Source organism: Bradyrhizobium sp., from assembly GCF_035652035.1.
In the GTDB taxonomy this organism is placed as follows: domain Bacteria; phylum Pseudomonadota; class Alphaproteobacteria; order Rhizobiales; family Xanthobacteraceae; genus Bradyrhizobium.
Map to the genome: position 1 here is coordinate 59,582 of NZ_DASREO010000099.1, position 16,136 is coordinate 75,717.

Below are 16,136 nucleotides of genomic sequence, written 5' to 3' on the forward strand. Positions count from 1 at the left end.
GGCAAATCAAGCCGCGTCGACGCGGCGAAAGCCGTTCCACATTGCGGTGGCCGCGCCCGAGGTGAGCACGGGAAGGATTCGCTCGTCCTGGAAATTGCCGTTGAGCGACACCCTTGGCAGCGCGGTCGGATATTCGGCGCTCTCGGGGAAGATCATGCCGGGCCGCGTCGTCACCGCCGTTTTGAATCCGGCTTTCTTTGCCAGGGCAAATTCTCGCTTACCTGCCGCGAGCCTGTCGCCGTAGGGATAGGCGAAGTGCAGAACAGGGCGCTGGATCGCCTCTTCAATGCGCGCGCGGCTTGTCGTCATTTCCTCGGCCGCAATCTCGTCGGTCTGCAGGGCCAGATTGCAATGCGTCACCGTATGCGCGCCGATGCCAACCAGCGGCTCGGCGGCAAACGGCTTCAATTCGTCCCAGGACATGCAGAGGTCGCGGCAGATCGCTGCGTGATCGACGCCGTGACGCGCACAGAGCGCGCCGATCTCGCGGGCCAGATCGCCTCGACCGGGCAAAGCGCGCAGCCAGTCGTGCAGGCGGGCGAACGCGGCGCGCTTGGCTGAAAGCGTCGATGCGTCGAGACGCATCGCCGCGCCAGCCACTTCAACCTCGATCTGGGAAGCCTTGGCGACCACCATCTCCAGCGCGGTCCACCACAGGATTCCCGTCCCTTCCGCAAAATCGCTGGCGACGTGAACCGTGAACGGTGCGTCAAATTCGCGCATCACAGGAAGCGCGAAATCCCGGTTGTCGCGATAGCCGTCGTCGAATGAAAAGCAGGCGAAACGCCGCGAGAAGTCGCGCTCGGTAAACCTGCGATGCAATTCATCCATGGTGATGATGTCGATGCCGCGCGAGCGCAGATGAGCCAGCACCGCCCGCAGGAAATTCGGCGTGATTTCGAGATGGCTGTTGGGCTGAAAGGCGGCTTCGCGGGCGGGACGCACATGATGCAGCATGAAAACGCTGCCGGCGCCCGCGAAGATCGGGCCAAGCAGGCGATGCGCCCCGGTGAGATAAAACACTTCCAGGCCGGCGCGGATGACGTTGCTGCGTAACTGCTTCATCAGAGGTTTGCAGTGCGGCGTTGAATTTGAAGTTCCTATAACGGACTCGCGGCGAAACTGATAGGAACTTCAAATTCGCCGCATTGGACGGCCGATTGGGAAAGGGGATTTCAGGCTAGCGGCCGACTTCTGAAGAAACGATTAGCGGGCGCTTAGCCGCCCCGTTATTTCGGGTTTGACAGCCCCACAACGGTTTGTTTTCTCTCCTTTTCCCAGCCCGCTTTTGGCGGTTCCGGCGCAGCCTTTGAACGAGGTTCGAAGGAATTGCGCCAAACCAAAAAGCGATAACGGATCAGAGTGTTGCGCCTCCCCCTGTCTACCGAAATTCGCCGAAGGGGGCAGTTTGCAGAATTGTTGCGAATTTCGGAGAAAACGCAGGCAGTCTCGCCTCGTGGGATATCGGATGCGCGGACTAATCAAGTGGAGCAGCAAATGGTGGCCGGGCACGATACCGCTGGCCGTCCTTTGGGCTTTGGCCGCCTGGATCTCGACGCCGCCGCTGGAAGCCGAGCTTGCAAGCCGCTCGACCGCGGCGCTCAAGGACGTTCTGCTGGACAAAAGCCGGATTACCGTTGACGGCCGCGACGTGACGATCGCCGCCGACGCCTTCTCCGAGGAAGGGCGACGTAGCGCCGTAGCGGCGATCGAGGCCGTGCCGGGCGTTCGTCTCGTCAACGACGAAACCCGCCTTATCCCCGAAGCCAAGCCCTTCGTCTGGGCGGCCGAGCGCGACGTGGTCAGGGTCACCTTGAGCGGCAGCTCGCCCTTGCCGGCGAGCAAGGCCAAATTGCTCGAAGCCGCCCACGCCGATCTCGGCGGCGTCGAGGTGGTCGACCAGACCGGCCTGGCGCGGGGTGCGCCGCCGCGTTTCGATGAAGCCGCGCTCCTGCTTCTTCAACAGATCCCGAAGCTGAAAGACGGCAAGATCACCATCACGGACAACAAGGTCAGTCTCGCGGGGATGGCGCGCGATCTCGGCGGGCGGGAGGCGATTGCGACTGCGCTGAAAAGTCTTCCTGAAGGTTTTTCGGTCGCATCGAACGAGATCAAGGCGCCGCCCTATATTTTCCAGGCCTACAAGGATCCGGTGGCGCTGACACTGACGTTGACGGGCAACGTGCCCGACAACAATGCCCGTGCCGCGATCGTGGCGGCTGCGGGGCGCAAATTCTTCAACGAAAAGGTCGTCGACAATCTCAAAACCAGCCTCGGCGCGCCTTCCGGCTTTGCGAGCGCGGTGGCGCCCGCGCTGGGCGCCCTGTCGCGGCTGTCGACCGGGACGCTCGCCGTCACCGATCGCGAGGTCAAACTCTCGGGCGATGCGCTTTACGACTCAGCGCCCGGTCAGCTACGCGCCAACCTGACCAAGGATTTGCCCCAGGGCTTCCAGCTCAAGGCGGATATTTCGGTCAAGCCGGCGGCCGCGCCGGTGGATGCGACGGTCTGCCAGCAGCTGTTCACCGAAGTGCTTGGCAAGGGCACGATCCGTTTCGAATCCGGCCGTTCCAATCTTGACCCGGATTCGGCAGGCCTGCTCGACCACCTGGTCGAGACCGCGCTGCGCTGCCCGACCGTCAATATCGAGGTTGCCGGTCATACCGACGCCGACGGCGACAATGCCGCGAACCAGGCCCTGTCGGAAAAGCGCGCCCAGGCTGTGGTGGATTATCTGGTGAAGGCGGGTCTGCCCGCGAGCCGGTTCACTGCAGCCGGCTTTGGCAGCACCCAGCCGGTGGCCGACAACGACACCGACGAAGGCAAAGCACGCAATCGCCGCATCGAATTTGTGGTGAAGGATCAGCAGCCATGATTTTTCTCGCGACGTTCCATTGGGGCTGGCTGCTCGGCACGCTGCTGCTCGGCTTTGGGATGGGCTGGATTGCAGTGGTTCATCGCGGCCATGGCGTGTCGAAGCAGCTTGCGCGCTCGCTCGGCGCGCTGGTGGCTGTCCTTATCGCGGTCGCACTGGCGCGGGCGGTCCCGGGCCGGCCGGGTTACTGGCTGGACCTTGGCCTGATGATGTTTGCGCTCTATTTGATCGGGTGCCTGATCGGGTCGTTATTGCGCGACCGGGTGCTGCCCGGTCCATCGAGCGCGAGCTGAGGTTTAATATGGCCGGCAGACCCTGCAAGGTTGCGGGCCAATTGTTTTTCGAGCGCAGCGCGAACCGTCCAAAACGGGTGCCTGGATCGCAGGCGATCCGCGCCGCTTTTTAAGGCCTTGGGGCCTTCCAATATGTTGAAGGAGCTAGGCTATTAGTATCAAGCGCATTCCACTTCACCGCAAAACAAGCTACGAAATGAACTAGTGGAGTGGATTTGACATTCGCTACCCACCTGGCCCCGAGCTCGGAGGCGAATGTCAAATCCCAAACTCCACTAGAAACATATATTTGCGAGTGGTCCTCTGGTTCTAACATTCGCAAAATAGGCCGCTGAGAAGGGATGCGAATGTTAGAATTGGACCACTCGGGGACTGACTGGGGTGGGCATCGTATCCGCTCCGCAGGTGTGTGCGAGACCGAGGTCTAGATGCTGGAACCGATACGCCGGGCGATTTCGTTTCTGCGCCACAGGCAAGTTTTGCACAAACTGGGCGTCGCGATCAGCGTCACCGTCATCGGTATCGCGTGCTACGTGCTCTTTCGCATGCTCCGCGACATCGACACGTTCGAGGTCATCGAAGCGATCAAGAGCACCGAAACCCGGTCGATCGCGCTGGCTGCCCTGTTCGTGGCGGCGGGCTATTTCACGCTGACGTTCTACGATCTGTTTGCGGTGCGGGCGATCGGCCACAGTGACGTGCCCTACCGCATCAATGCGTTTGCGGCCTTCACCAGCTATTCGATCGGGCACAATGTCGGGGCCAGCGTCTTCACCGGCGGCGCGGTGCGTTACCGCATCTATTCGGCCTGGGGCTTGAATGCGATCGACGTCGCCAAGATCTGCTTTATTGCCGGCCTGACCTTCTGGCTCGGCAACGCCGCGGTGCTCGGGATCGGCATCGCCGTTCACCCGGAGGCCGCTTCCTGGGTCGATCAGTTGCCAGCGTGGCTCAATCGCACCATTGCGATCGCCCTCATCCTTGGCCTCATCGCCTACGTGGTCTGGGTCTGGAGGCATCCGCGCAATGTCGGCCGCGGGCCCTGGACGGTGGTCTTGCCCGGCGGGCCGCTGACGCTGCTGCAGATCGTGATCGGCATCGTCGATCTCGGTTTCTGCGCGCTCGCCATGTACACGCTGGTGCCGGACGATCCCAATCTCGGCTTCGTCGTGGTCGCGGTCATCTTTGTCTCGGCGACGCTGCTCGGCTTTGCCAGCCACTCCCCCGGCGGGCTTGGTGTGTTCGACGCCGCCATGCTGGTCGGCCTGTGGCAGATGGACAAGGAGGACCTTCTGGCCGGAATGCTGTTGTTCCGGCTGCTCTATTATATTGTGCCGTTCGTCATATCTGTAATCTTACTGACGTTTCGGGAGGTTATCGTCGGCGCCCGGTCGAAACGGCTGCGGCAGGCCGCCGCCAAACTGGCGGTCGAGCCGCCGCGTGAGGCCGTCTATGTCCGGGAGCGCGGGGAAGGCGGCGCCTGACCGGGTGGTCGGGAAGGGATGAGATTTTCGGACTCGGAACTGTAGCCTCATGGCAATAGACGATACGCCCTCGTTCTTCTTCTCGCCGTGGCCGGATCGTTTGCGGCATTCCGCGATCATCCTGCTCGCTGCCGCAATTTCGCTCGCTGTCGTGGTCGTGCTCGGCGAACTGTCGGTGGTGCGGGCGGTCGCGATCTTCGCCTGCATCGCCGCGGCCGCGCTGGTGCCGTGGCGCCTGCACGATAGCACCGCCTCGCGTGAGGAAGTCCGCGGCGTCAATCCGGTGGAATCGGCCGCCGTCGCCGCTGTCGTCGCAGGCATGCCGGATCCTGCGGTGCTGCTCGACCGCGCCGGCCGCGTCATTCACCTCAATGCCGCCGCGGCCCAGCTCGCGCCCGCCTTGCGTAAGAACGAGCTTGCCCAGTTTGCCCTGCGCTCGCCCGAAATCATCACGGCGCTGCGCGAAGCCATCGCCACCACCGAGCCGCGCCGCGCCACCTATCTCGACCATGTTCCGGTCGATCGCTGGATGGAGCTCGAGATCATCCCGGTCTCGGTGCCAACGACCTTCGGCGGCACCGACAAATGCATGCTGATGACCTTCCACGACCAGACGCCGCTGCGCCGGGTCGAGGAAATGCGCGCCGACTTCGTCGCCAATGCCAGCCATGAATTGCGCACGCCGCTCGCGGCGCTGTCCGGCTTCATCGACACGTTGCAGGGGCCGGCCCGCGAGGACGCCAAGGCGCGCGAGCGCTTTCTCGGCATCATGCATACGCAGGCGACCCGCATGGCGAGGCTGATCGACGACCTGCTGTCGCTGTCGCGGGTCGAACTGTCGGCCCATGTCCGACCGGACACGCTGGTCGATATCGTGCCCATTATCCGCCAGGTGGTCGACGGGCTCGAACCGCTGGCGCGGGAGCGCCAGGTCGATGTCGACGTCGATTTGCCGGAGGCGCCGGCCTGGATTGCGGGTGACCGCGAGGAATTGCTGCGGGTGTTCGAGAACCTGGTCGAGAACGCGCTGAAATATGGCGCCTCGGGCGGCAAGGTGATCGTCTCCCTGACCGCGGCGATGTCCAGCGAAGGCCAGGCGGAAATGCGGGTCCAGGTGCGCGATTTCGGCCCGGGCATCGCGCCCGAGCACCTGCCGCGGCTGACCGAGCGGTTCTATCGGGTGGACGTCGGCGACAGCCGCGCGCAGGGTGGAACCGGGCTCGGTTTGTCGCTGGTGAAACATATTGTTAACCGCCATCGCGGCCGGCTTTTGATCGAAAGTGTGCCCAAGAGCGGCGCGACTTTTACCGCCTGCTTTCCCCAGGCCCGGCCGCCGTCTTCGACTTAAGTCGAAGTAATTTCAACGGCTTAGGCCTGTCATCCGACTGTCATCAAACCTTCGTAAAAGCAGCAACGACGGGTCCTAAACGGACCGCGTGAGCGCATTCGCTTACGAGATGGAGACCAGCAATGAACTTCATGAAAACAATCGTCGCTGCCGGCCTGGTCGCCGCATCGACGTCGGCGTTCGCCGCCGACATTACCGGAGCGGGTGCGACGTTCCCGTTCCCGATCTATTCAAAATGGGCTGACGCCTACAAGAAAGAGACCGGAAACGGCCTGAATTACCAGTCGATCGGCTCGGGCGGCGGCATCAAGCAGATCGAAGCCAAGACCGTCACGTTCGGCGCCACCGATATGCCGCTGAAGGTCGAGCAGCTCAACAAGGACGGCTTGGTGCAGTGGCCCATGGTGATGGGCGCGATCGTTCCGGTCATCAACATCGAGGGCGTCAAGCCGGGTGAGGTCGTGTTCGACGGCGATACACTCGCCAAGATTTATCTCGGCACGATCACCAAGTGGGACGATCCCGCGATCAAGAAACTCAACCCGAAAGTGACCCTGCCGGGCGAGGCGATCGCGGTCGTTCGCCGCTCGGATGGCTCGGGTACCACCTTCAACTTTACCGACTACCTTTCCAAGGTCAGCGCGGACTGGAAGAGCAAGGTCGGCTCGGGCACGGCAGTGGAATGGCCGGCCGGCGTCGGCGCCAAGGGCAATGAAGGCGTTGCCGGCAACGTCGCGCAGACGAAAAATTCGATCGGCTATGTCGAATATGCCTACGCCAAGCAGAACAAGTTGACCTATACGGCGCTGGTCAACCAGGCCGGCAAGACGGTGCAGCCGAGCGTGGCAGCGTTCCAGGCGGCCGCCTCCAACGCCGATTGGGCGAAGGCTCCCGGTTACTACGTGATCCTCACCAACCAGCCGGGCGATGCGTCGTGGCCGATCACGGCTTCGACCTTCATCCTGATGCAGAAGGACCCGGTCGACAAGGCGGCCTCCGCGGAAGCCATCAAGTTCTTCAAATGGGCTTTTGCCAACGGCGGCAAGGCGGCCGAGGAACTCGACTACATTCCGATGCCGGCAAACGTGGTCAAGCTGATCGAGCAGACCATGTCGGCCGATATCAAGAGCTGATGCGTCTTGCGTGAGTTCGCTTTTCGCCCGGGTGCATTGCATCCGGGCGAAGGGCAAAAATACCTGCCGCCCGGCAGTTGCTTCAAGTGGCATCGCTTCTGAAACGGTACGTCGCTTCAGAATAAAGACCGCTATCGGCAAGGCGGCCTCGACCAACAGGCGATCAGGCAGAGGGTCTAAGCGTGGCAGAGATGGCGGTTCAAAGCGACGATACGATGGAAGTCGCAGGCCCCTACGACCGCGCCAAGGCCTTGAGCGCCTTCAAGGCCGGCGACGTCACCTTCTACTGGATCACCCGCGCTTGTGCGATCTCGGTCCTGCTCATTCTCGGCGGCATCATCATTTCGCTGATCATCGGTGCGTGGCCGGCGATGAAGGAATACGGCTTTGCGTTCCTGTGGACGCAGCGCTGGGCGCCGTCGGCCGATCCGCCGGTGCTCGGCGCGTTGGGCCCGATGTACGGCACCCTCGTCACTTCTTTCATCGCGATGCTGATCGCGATCCCCGTGGGACTCGGCATCGCGGTGTTCCTCACCGAGCTTTGCCCACAATGGTTGCGCCGGCCGATCGGCATCGCCATCGAACTCCTGGCCGGCATCCCCTCCATCATCTACGGCATGTGGGGATTTTTCGTGCTTGGCCCGTTTCTGGCCTACACGTTCCAGCCGTTCATGATCAGCCTGTTCGACGGCGTCCCGGTGCTCGGTTCGATCTTCGCAGGGCCGCCGTCCTACCTCAGCCTGTTCAACGCCGCCCTCATCCTCGCGATCATGGTGCTGCCCTTCATCACCGCGATCTCCGTCGACGTCTTCAAGACGGTGCCGCCGGTCCTCAAGGAGGCCGCCTACGGCGTCGGCTGCACCACCTGGGAGGTGGTTCGTAACGTGGTGATCCCCTACACCCGCGTCGGCGTCATCGGCGGCGTCATGCTGGCGCTCGGCCGCGCGCTCGGCGAAACCATGGCGGTGACCTTCATCATCGGAAATTCCTTCCGCATCTCGTCGTCGATCTTCGCGCCCGGCACCACGATCTCAGCGGCAATCGCGTCCGAATTCGCCGAAAGCGACGGCCTTCATCAGTCCGCGCTGATGTTGCTTGGCCTCTTGCTGTTCGTGCTGACTTTCTTCGTGCTCGCTGCGGCGCGGCTGTTGCTGCTGCGGCTGGAAAAAAAGGCGGGCAAGTAGCATGAACCCGACTTACGTCAAGCGCCGCCGCAGGGACATCATCGTCCGCACGCTGTGCGTTGGCGCGGCCCTGTTCGGCGTCACCTGGCTGGCGCTGATCCTTCTCACCTTGTTCGTCAACGGTCTCAAGGGCATCAATCTCGATGTCTTCACCCAGAGCACGCCACCGCCAGGTTCGAACGAGGGCGGTCTTCTGAACGCGATCACGGGCTCCATCGTCATGACCGGGATCGGCGTCGGCGTCGGCGCGCCGATCGGCCTGTTTGCCGGAACCTATCTCGCCGAATACGGCAGGAACGATCGCCTCACGACCGTGATCCGCTTCATCAACGACATCCTGCTCAGCGCGCCGTCGATCATCGTCGGTCTGTTCATCTACGGTATCGTCGTGGTGCCGATGCGCAGCTTCTCGGCGCTCGCGGGCGCGCTGGCGCTGGCGGTGATCGTGATCCCGGTCGTGCTGCGCACCACCGAGGACATGCTGCTGCTGGTGCCCAATCCGCTGCGCGAGGCCGCTTCCGCGCTTGGCCTGCCGCGTTCGCTCGTCATCAAGCGTATCGCCTACCGCGCCGCGCGCTCGGGCCTGATCACCGGCGTGCTGCTGGCCACCGCCCGTGTCGCCGGTGAGACCGCGCCGCTGTTGTTTACCGCGCTTTCGAACCAGTTCTTCAATCTCAGGCTGACGGAGGCGATGGCGAGCCTGCCTGTGACGATCAACAACTTCGTCCAGAGCCCGTACGCTTACTGGAAGCAACTCGCCTGGAGCGGGGCTTTGCTGATCACACTGACCGTACTCGCTCTCAACATTGGCGCGCGCATTCTCGGCGCCGAGAGGACCGCAAAATGACCGACCTTTCCGCCGCCGCCAGTGTTCCCTCGACACCGACGCCCTCGATGGCAGGTCATGCATCGGGCCATGCCGAGCCGCCGGCCAAGGTCACGGCGCGAGGCCTGAATTTTTACTACGGCGAGCACCAGGCGCTGAAGAACATTAACATCACGCTCGGCACCAATCGCGTTACGGCCTTCATCGGCCCGTCCGGCTGTGGCAAGTCGACGCTGCTGCGGATTTTCAACCGCATGTACGATCTCTATCCGGGGCAGCGCGCGACCGGCCAACTGATGCTCGACCAGACCAATATTCTCGACGCCAAGCTCGATCTCAACCTGCTGCGGGCGCGGGTCGGCATGGTGTTCCAGAAGCCGACGCCGTTCCCGATGACGATCTACGAGAATATCGCCTTCGGCATTCGCCTGTATGAGAAGATTTCCCGTTCGGAAATGGACGACCGTGTCGAGAAGGCACTGCGCGGCGGCGCGCTCTGGAACGAGGTTAAAGACAAGCTCAATGCCTCGGGCCTGAGCCTGTCCGGCGGCCAGCAGCAGCGGCTGTGCATCGCCCGCACGGTCGCGGTGCGGCCCGAGGTGATCCTGTTCGACGAGCCCTGCTCGGCGCTCGATCCGATTTCGACCGCCAAGATCGAGGAACTTATCCAGGAGCTGGCCGAAAAGTACACGATCGCCATCGTGACCCACAACATGCAGCAGGCCGCGCGCGTCTCCGACAAGACGGCCTTCATGTATCTGGGCGAATTGATCGAGTTCGACGAGACCAACAAGATTTTCACGTCGCCGAACGACCGGCGCACCCAGGACTACATCACCGGCCGTTTCGGCTAGCAGTCTGTTTTTCGAAGCGATCGTGCGTAAATCAGGGAATAAGATCACCTCCCGCGTCGTCCCCGACGGGGGGCGTGATCCAAGGAGAAAGAGATGGCCGCAGAACATACCGCCAAGGCGTTCGACAGCGATCTTCAGGAGTTGACGCGGCTCGTGGCCGAAATGGGCGGCCTTGCCGAGCGCATGATCGTCGATGCCGTCGATGCGCTGATCCGCCGCGACATCGCGCTCGGCCGGCGCGTGGTCGAGACCGACGTCGAGATCGACAGTCTGCAGCGCATCATCGAAGAGCGCGCCGTGCTCACCATCGCGCGGCGTCAGCCGATGGCCGTGGATTTGCGTGAGATCGTCGGCGCGATGCGCGTTGCGACCGACCTCGAGCGGATCGGCGACCTCGCCAAGAACATGGGCAAGCGGGTCGCGGCGCTGGAGAGCGACTTTCAGCCGCTCAAGCTGATCCGCGGCCTCGAGCACATGACCGATCTCGTGCAGTCGCAGGTGAAATCGGTGCTCGACGCCTATGCCGCTCACGACCTGCCGGCGGCGATGAACGTGTGGAAGGGTGACGAGGAAGTCGACGCGATCTGTACTTCGCTGTTTCGCGAGCTGCTCACCTACATGATGGAAGACCCGCGCAACATCTCCTTCTGTATTCACCTGATGTTCTGCGCCAAGAACATCGAGCGGATCGGCGACCATGCGACCAACATCGCCGAGACCGTATTCTACATGATCGAAGGCCAGCAAATTCTCGACAAGCGACCGAAGGGCGATATGACGACCTTCGCAACGACCGTGCCCGGCAGTTGAGTGCCGTTTCCGGGGCAGATGCATCAGACCAAGCAAACCAATTTCAAGGACGAAAGAAGGCTACGCACATGAGCGCACGCATTCTGGTGGTGGAAGACGAGGAAGCGCTGACAACATTGTTGCGCTATAACCTCGACGCCGAGGGGTATGACGTCGAAACGGTCGGGCGCGGTGATGACGCCGACACCCGCTTGAAAGAGCGGGTTCCCGATTTGATCGTGCTGGACTGGATGCTGCCGGGACTTTCCGGCATTGAGCTGTGCCGCCGTCTGCGCGCACGGCCCGAGACCAAGCAGCTTCCCATCATCATGCTGACCGCGCGCGGCGAGGAAAGCGAGCGGGTGAGAGGTCTTGCGACCGGCGCCGACGACTACATCGTCAAGCCGTTCTCGGTGCCGGAACTTTTGGCGCGCGTTCGCGGTCTGCTCCGCCGCGCAAGCCCGGAGCGGCTCGCCACAGTGCTCACCTATGGCGACATCGAGCTCGATCGCGAGAAGCGCCGCGTCGCCCGATCCGGCCGGCCGGTGGATCTCGGGCCGACCGAATATCGCCTGCTCGAATTCTTCCTCGAGCATCCCGGCCGCGTGTTCTCGCGCGAGCAACTGCTCGACAGCGTCTGGGGCCGCGACATCTATATCGACGAGCGCACGGTCGACGTGCATATCGGCCGCTTGCGCAAATTGCTCAATCCCGGCCGTGAGCAGGACCCGATCCGCACCGTGCGCGGCGCCGGCTACGCGCTCGACGATCGGTTTGCGAAGGTCGAATAGGTTTTTAGGAAATAACTTCGTCAATAAAAAAGAGCGCGCCCTCGGCGCGCTCTTTTCTTTCGCCTGTGTGGATCCGCGACTACCGCGTCGTCTTCGGCTGCTGGCGGCGGCGATCGCCGGTCGGCTGATAGGCGACGCGCGAGTGATGCGCGCAATAAGGCAGGCTCGGCAGCGCCTTGCCGCCGCAGAAAAAGAATTCCGGGCTTGCGGGATCGCCAACCGGCCAGTGGCAGGTGGCCTCGTTCAATTCGAGCAGCGACAGCCGCTGGCTCATCGGCACCACGTTGTCATAGGCAATCGGATCCGGCTCCAGTTCGACCTCGAAAGCATGGGCCAGCGCCGTGTTGCCGCGCGAAACCGGGCGAGACACCCGCATCATGTGCTGGGCGGGACGTGCCTTGCGCGGGCGCGGTGCAGCAGAAGAGGGGCTCTTGGCGCGGCCGGAAAGGCCCAGCCGGTGCACTTTGCCGATTACCGCATTCCGCGTCACATTGCCGAGCTCGGCGGCGATCTGGCTCGCCGAAAGGCCTCCTTCCCAGAGCTTCTTCAATTGCTCGACGCGATCGTCAGACCAGGTCAATACCGTCATCGCACTCTTTCCTTCGCGTCACGCCGGCCAGTTTCGGGGCAGCGCTGCGATGCCAATCGTCTTAAAAATCCCTTCCGGCAGAATCCCTTAGCCTTCGCCGGGCGCAATAAAACGCCCGAACGTTTACGCAAAACACTGATGACCTAGAGGAGTAACAACCGCCGCACGAGATGTCGTATCCGACGTCTTGAAAGCTACAATATCGCGTGACTCCCGCGCAAGAGTCGACGCGCGCGCGTCCACATGTTCCACCTTTTTTAACGATTGTGTTGCGCCGGAGAGACCGCAGATTTACGGGCAATCCGTTGACACAGTTCGCCACGCGCCTAGAATACTGTCCTACGTGCCGCCCTGAAAAGGCGGCACGTTCCGTTTCGACTTCCGGTCGCCCATCTGCTTGAGCCTTGCGGCCGCGCCAATGCGCGCAAGGAACGACCGCCTTTAACGCTAACGACTGCCTCTAACGTAAAAGTGTTGCCATGACCAAGAGCGCGACGTCGCATCTGCTTCCGGTATTCGCCCGGGTCGATCTCGGTTTCACGCACGGCGAGGGCGCTTACCTGTTCGCCACCAACGGCGAACGCTACCTCGACTTCACCTCGGGCGTTGCAGTGAACGCGCTTGGCCACGCGCACCCGCACCTCGTCAAGGCCTTGCAGGAGCAGGCGACAAAACTCTGGCACATGTCGAACCTGTTCAGGAGCCCCGATGGCGAGCGTCTCGCCGCGCGGCTGTGCGAGCAGAGCTTTGCCGACTTCGTCTTCTTCTGCAATTCCGGCGCGGAGGCGCTGGAAGGCGTCATCAAGCTGGTGCGCCACCATCACTTCTCCAAGGGTCATGGCGAGCGCTATCGCATCATTACCTTCGAAGGCGCCTTCCACGGCCGCACGCTGGCGACGCTGGCGGCGACGGGGACTGCGAAATATCTCGAAGGCTACGGGCCGCCGATGGACGGCTTCGATCAGGTGCCGCATGGCGATCTCGAAGCCGTCAAGAAGGCGATCGGCCCGCATACCGCCGGCATCCTGATCGAGCCGGTGCAGGGCGAGGGCGGCGTGCGCGCGACGCCGCATGCTTTCGCGAAGGCGCTGCGCGAGCTGTGCGACCAGCACGGCCTGTTGCTCGCTTTCGACGAAGTGCAGACCGGCATGGGCCGCAGCGGCGACCTCTTCGCCTACAAGCGCCTCGGTGTCACGCCCGATGTGATGTCGCTGGCAAAAGCGCTCGGCGGCGGTTTCCCGATCGGGGCAGTGCTCGCGACGGCCGAGGCGGCTGCCGGCATGGGGCCGGGTTCGCACGGCTCGACCTTCGGCGGCAATCCGCTGGCGGTTGCTGCCGCCAACGCCGTGCTCGACGTCATGCTCAAGCCCGGCTTCTTCGAACATGTGCAGAAGATGTCGCTGCTCTTGAAACAGAAGCTTGCCTCCGTCGTCGATCGCTATCCGGCGGTGCTTTCCGAAGTGCGCGGCGAGGGGCTTCTGATCGGCGTCAAGGCGGTGGTGCCGTCGGGTGATCTCGTCACCGCGCTCCGGGAAGAGAAACTGCTCACCGTCGGCGCCGGCGACAATGTCGTGCGTTTCCTCGCGCCCCTCATCGTTTCGGAGGGTGAGATCGGCGAGGCCGTGGCGTCGCTGGAGCGCGCCTGTGCCGCGCTTTCGGCGAAACAAGAGAAGGTGGCCGCGCAATGAGTAAGGCGCTGCGTCACTTCCTCGATCTCAACATGCTGCCGCTCGCGGAATTGCGAGAGGTGCTGGCGGCGAGCCGCGCCATGAAGGCAAAGCTGAAGGCGCAGCAGAGCGGCGGGCCGCCGGCCGACAAGCCGCTTGCCGGCAAGACGCTCGCAATGATCTTCGAAAAGCCCTCGACGCGCACGCGCGTGTCGTTCGACGTCGGCATGCGCCAGCTCGGCGGCGAGCCGATCATGCTGACGGGCGCGGAAATGCAGCTCGGTCGCGGCGAGACCATCGCCGACACCGCGCGCGTGCTGTCGCGCTACGTCGACATCATCATGATCCGCATCCTCAATCACGAGGCGCTGCTGGAGCTCGCTGCGCATGCCACCGTGCCAGTCATCAACGGGCTGACGCGCCGCTCCCATCCCTGCCAAGTGATGGCGGATGTGATGACGTTCGAGGAACACCGCGGGTCGATCCAGGGCCGCACCGTGGCCTGGAGCGGCGACGACAACAACGTGCTGGCGTCCTGGGCGCATGCGGCGGAGCGCTTCAAGTTCAAGCTGAACGTGGCGACGCCTGCCGAACTCGCGCCCGGCAAGACGATGCGCGACTGGATCAGGGCGACGCAAGCGCCGATCATGCTGACCAACGATCCGGAAGTCGCCGTGCGCGGCGCCGATTGCGTGGTCACCGACACCTGGTTCTCGATGGGCGACAAGGACGGCGAGCATCGTCACAACCTGCTGCGGCCCTATCAGGTCAATGCGCGGCTGATGTCGCTCGCCAAGCCCGATGCGATCTTCATGCATTGCCTGCCGGCGCATCGCGGCGACGAAGTCACCGATGAGGTCATCGATGGTCCGCAATCGGTGGTGTTCGACGAGGCCGAAAACCGCCTGCATGTGCAGAAGGGCATTCTGGCCTGGTGCCTTCAGGCGGTGGGATAGGTCTTCTATTTTCGTCGTCCCTGGCAAGCGAAGCGCGACCCGGGATCCATAACCACAGGTCGGTGTTCGGGGCAGAGAAATCGGCTCCAGCTTTCGGGCCTCTGGATTGCTTCGCCGCTTTTGCCCCCTTGCGCAAACGCCTTGCGTTTGTGGCAGACAATGATGGGGACCACTGAGCGCAAAACGTAGGCCTGTGGTTATGGGTCCCGGCTTTCGCCGGGACGACAACAACGAGTGTTACGACATTCGCCCCTTTCGCTTCACGCCCTCAGACCCCAGATAGAGCGCCATGCCCTCCAATTCCCCCGACATCAAAATCCAGGAAACACCGGTCCGCGCGCCCTCGCAGGTGCCGCTTGACGATGCCGTGCTGCCCTTCGAGGTCGCCTCGCTCGACCTGCGCGGCCGGCTCACGCGCTTAGGCCCCGGGCTCGACGATCTGCTTGCCAAGCACGATTATCCGGCGCCGGTCGCAAAACTGCTCGGCGAGGCAATTGTGCTGACGACCCTGCTCGGCACGTCCTTGAAATTCGACGGCCGCTTCATCCTGCAAACCCAGACCGACGGTCCGGTGTCGTTTCTGATCGTGGATTTCCAGGCGCCGGATCGGCTGCGCGCCTATGCGCGGTTCGACGCCAGCCGGATCAAGGACGGCCAAAACTCCGGCCAGTTGCTCGGCAAGGGGCACCTGGCGATGACCATCGATCAGGGCGCCGAGATGAGCCGCTATCAGGGTCTGGTTGCGCTTCATGGCGGCTCACTCGAAGACGCCGCGCATGAATATTTTCTGCGCTCCGAACAGATTCCGACGCGCGTGCGGCTCGCGGTCGGCGAGGAATGGCGTGGCGGCGAGGGCGGTGCGCGGCGCCGCTGGCGCGGCGGCGGCATGCTGTTGCAATTTCTGCCGAAGGCGCCGGAGCGCGCGCGGCAGGCCGACCTTCATCCCGGCGATGCGCCGGAGGGCACGCTCGCGCACACCGTTGCCGAGGATGACGCTTGGGTCGAGGGCCAGTCGCTCATCGCGACCGTCAAGGATGTCGAACTGATCGATCCGGACCTGTCGGGCGAGCGGCTGTTGTACCGGCTGTTTCACGAGCGCGGCGTGCGGGTGTTTCAGCCGCTGGTGCTGCACGCACAATGCTCCTGCTCGCGCGAGGCGGTCTCCGCCATGCTCAACAGTTTCGATCCCAAGGATCGCGCCGAGATGGTGAAAGACGGCAAGGTGGTCGTGACCTGCGAGTTCTGCTCGTCGGTCTACCAGTTCACGCCGCACGAAGCCGGCGTGGAAGAAGGTGCGGGCTGATACGCACTTCGGAACACTAGCCGCCGCGTTATCGGTTTTTTTAC

The 16,136-nt window shown here is 63.1% G+C and carries 15 protein-coding genes; 13 read left to right on the forward strand and 2 right to left on the reverse strand.

The genetic code is table 11. The annotated features are described in order from the left end of the window. Positions 1-6: 6 nt before the first annotated feature. Positions 7-1,065 (reverse strand): polysaccharide deacetylase family protein, encoded by a 1,059-nt coding sequence (locus VFB05_RS27795; protein WP_325018483.1) that lies wholly within the window; start codon positions 1,063-1,065, stop codon positions 7-9. Positions 1,066-1,468: 403 nt separating this feature from the next. Here VFB05_RS27795 and VFB05_RS27800 point away from each other — a divergent pair, with 403 nt between their 5' ends. The 10 genes from VFB05_RS27800 (at position 1,469) to phoB (ending at position 11,577) form a co-directional block, all read left to right on the forward strand. Further along, entirely contained in the window at positions 1,469-2,875 is a 1,407-nt protein-coding gene (locus tag VFB05_RS27800) for an OmpA family protein (RefSeq protein WP_325018486.1), read from the forward strand. Continuing rightward, positions 2,872-3,168 (forward strand): hypothetical protein, encoded by a 297-nt coding sequence (locus VFB05_RS27805; RefSeq protein WP_325018487.1) that lies wholly within the window; start codon positions 2,872-2,874, stop codon positions 3,166-3,168. The genes VFB05_RS27800 and VFB05_RS27805 overlap by 4 nt, the downstream gene beginning before the upstream one ends. Positions 3,169-3,596: 428 nt before the next feature. Beyond that, a complete protein-coding gene (locus VFB05_RS27810; protein WP_325018489.1) occupies positions 3,597-4,652 on the forward strand; it encodes a lysylphosphatidylglycerol synthase domain-containing protein in 1,056 nt (351 codons plus the stop codon). 49 nt (positions 4,653-4,701) lie between these two features. Further along, positions 4,702-6,000: an ATP-binding protein gene (locus tag VFB05_RS27815; protein ID WP_325018491.1), complete on the forward strand. Its 1,299-nt coding sequence runs from the start codon at positions 4,702-4,704 to the stop codon at positions 5,998-6,000. Between the two features lie 122 nt (positions 6,001-6,122). Then, positions 6,123-7,133: a phosphate ABC transporter substrate-binding protein PstS gene (pstS, locus tag VFB05_RS27820; RefSeq protein ID WP_325018494.1), complete on the forward strand. Its 1,011-nt coding sequence runs from the start codon at positions 6,123-6,125 to the stop codon at positions 7,131-7,133. A gap of 191 nt (positions 7,134-7,324) precedes the next feature. Then, a complete protein-coding gene (gene pstC / locus VFB05_RS27825; protein WP_325018496.1) occupies positions 7,325-8,317 on the forward strand; it encodes a phosphate ABC transporter permease subunit PstC in 993 nt (330 codons plus the stop codon). A gap of 1 nt (position 8,318) precedes the next feature. Then, positions 8,319-9,164 (forward strand): phosphate ABC transporter permease PstA, encoded by an 846-nt coding sequence (pstA, locus tag VFB05_RS27830; protein ID WP_325018498.1) that lies wholly within the window; start codon positions 8,319-8,321, stop codon positions 9,162-9,164. Continuing rightward, positions 9,161-9,997, forward strand: coding sequence for a phosphate ABC transporter ATP-binding protein PstB (gene pstB, locus VFB05_RS27835; protein WP_414643329.1), 837 nt, complete (start codon positions 9,161-9,163; stop codon positions 9,995-9,997). Before pstA ends, pstB begins: the two co-directional genes overlap by 4 nt. Positions 9,998-10,090: 93 nt before the next feature. Next, on the forward strand, positions 10,091-10,807 hold the full coding sequence (gene phoU / locus VFB05_RS27840) for a phosphate signaling complex protein PhoU (protein ID WP_325018500.1): 717 nt from the start codon (positions 10,091-10,093) through the stop codon (positions 10,805-10,807). A 68-nt stretch (positions 10,808-10,875) separates the two neighbouring features. Next, a complete protein-coding gene (phoB, locus tag VFB05_RS27845; RefSeq protein ID WP_072817918.1) occupies positions 10,876-11,577 on the forward strand; it encodes a phosphate regulon transcriptional regulator PhoB in 702 nt (233 codons plus the stop codon). Positions 11,578-11,656: 79 nt separating this feature from the next. On the opposite strand, the gene VFB05_RS27850 is transcribed toward phoB, so the two are convergent. Beyond that, entirely contained in the window at positions 11,657-12,166 is a 510-nt protein-coding gene (locus VFB05_RS27850) for a GcrA family cell cycle regulator (RefSeq protein WP_325018505.1), read from the reverse strand. 479 nt (positions 12,167-12,645) lie between these two features. Between VFB05_RS27850 and VFB05_RS27855 the strand changes: the two genes are divergently transcribed. The 3 genes from VFB05_RS27855 to VFB05_RS27865 all read left to right on the forward strand — a co-directional run bounded on the left by VFB05_RS27855 (position 12,646) and on the right by VFB05_RS27865 (position 16,092). Then, the gene (locus VFB05_RS27855) at positions 12,646-13,854 is read left to right on the forward strand and encodes an aspartate aminotransferase family protein (protein ID WP_325018508.1); all 1,209 of its coding nucleotides are present in this window, start codon (positions 12,646-12,648) and stop codon (positions 13,852-13,854) included. Beyond that, positions 13,851-14,789 (forward strand): ornithine carbamoyltransferase, encoded by a 939-nt coding sequence (gene argF, locus VFB05_RS27860; protein ID WP_325018510.1) that lies wholly within the window; start codon positions 13,851-13,853, stop codon positions 14,787-14,789. Before VFB05_RS27855 ends, argF begins: the two co-directional genes overlap by 4 nt. Positions 14,790-15,078: 289 nt before the next feature. After that, positions 15,079-16,092, forward strand: coding sequence for an Hsp33 family molecular chaperone (locus tag VFB05_RS27865; RefSeq protein ID WP_325018513.1), 1,014 nt, complete (start codon positions 15,079-15,081; stop codon positions 16,090-16,092). Positions 16,093-16,136 lie beyond the last annotated feature (44 nt).

Bases quoted from the DNA above. Each gene is read 5' to 3' on its own strand.
- VFB05_RS27855 (WP_325018508.1), top strand. From the start codon at position 12,646: ATGACCAAGAGCGCGACGTCGCATCTGCTTCCGGTATTCGCCCGGGTC.
- pstS (WP_325018494.1), top strand. From the start codon at position 6,123: ATGAACTTCATGAAAACAATCGTCGCTGCCGGCCTGGTCGCCGCATCG.
- phoU (WP_325018500.1), top strand. From the start codon at position 10,091: ATGGCCGCAGAACATACCGCCAAGGCGTTCGACAGCGATCTTCAGGAG.
- VFB05_RS27810 (WP_325018489.1), top strand. From the start codon at position 3,597: ATGCTGGAACCGATACGCCGGGCGATTTCGTTTCTGCGCCACAGGCAA.
- VFB05_RS27795 (WP_325018483.1), bottom strand. From the start codon at position 1,065: ATGAAGCAGTTACGCAGCAACGTCATCCGCGCCGGCCTGGAAGTGTTT.
- phoB (WP_072817918.1), top strand. From the start codon at position 10,876: ATGAGCGCACGCATTCTGGTGGTGGAAGACGAGGAAGCGCTGACAACA.
- pstA (WP_325018498.1), top strand. From the start codon at position 8,319: ATGAACCCGACTTACGTCAAGCGCCGCCGCAGGGACATCATCGTCCGC.
- pstC (WP_325018496.1), top strand. From the start codon at position 7,325: ATGGCGGTTCAAAGCGACGATACGATGGAAGTCGCAGGCCCCTACGAC.
- argF (WP_325018510.1), top strand. From the start codon at position 13,851: ATGAGTAAGGCGCTGCGTCACTTCCTCGATCTCAACATGCTGCCGCTC.
- VFB05_RS27800 (WP_325018486.1), top strand. From the start codon at position 1,469: ATGCGCGGACTAATCAAGTGGAGCAGCAAATGGTGGCCGGGCACGATA.
- VFB05_RS27850 (WP_325018505.1), bottom strand. From the start codon at position 12,166: ATGACGGTATTGACCTGGTCTGACGATCGCGTCGAGCAATTGAAGAAG.
- VFB05_RS27805 (WP_325018487.1), top strand. From the start codon at position 2,872: ATGATTTTTCTCGCGACGTTCCATTGGGGCTGGCTGCTCGGCACGCTG.
- VFB05_RS27815 (WP_325018491.1), top strand. From the start codon at position 4,702: ATGGCAATAGACGATACGCCCTCGTTCTTCTTCTCGCCGTGGCCGGAT.
- VFB05_RS27865 (WP_325018513.1), top strand. From the start codon at position 15,079: ATGCCCTCCAATTCCCCCGACATCAAAATCCAGGAAACACCGGTCCGC.
- pstB (WP_414643329.1), top strand. From the start codon at position 9,161: ATGACCGACCTTTCCGCCGCCGCCAGTGTTCCCTCGACACCGACGCCC.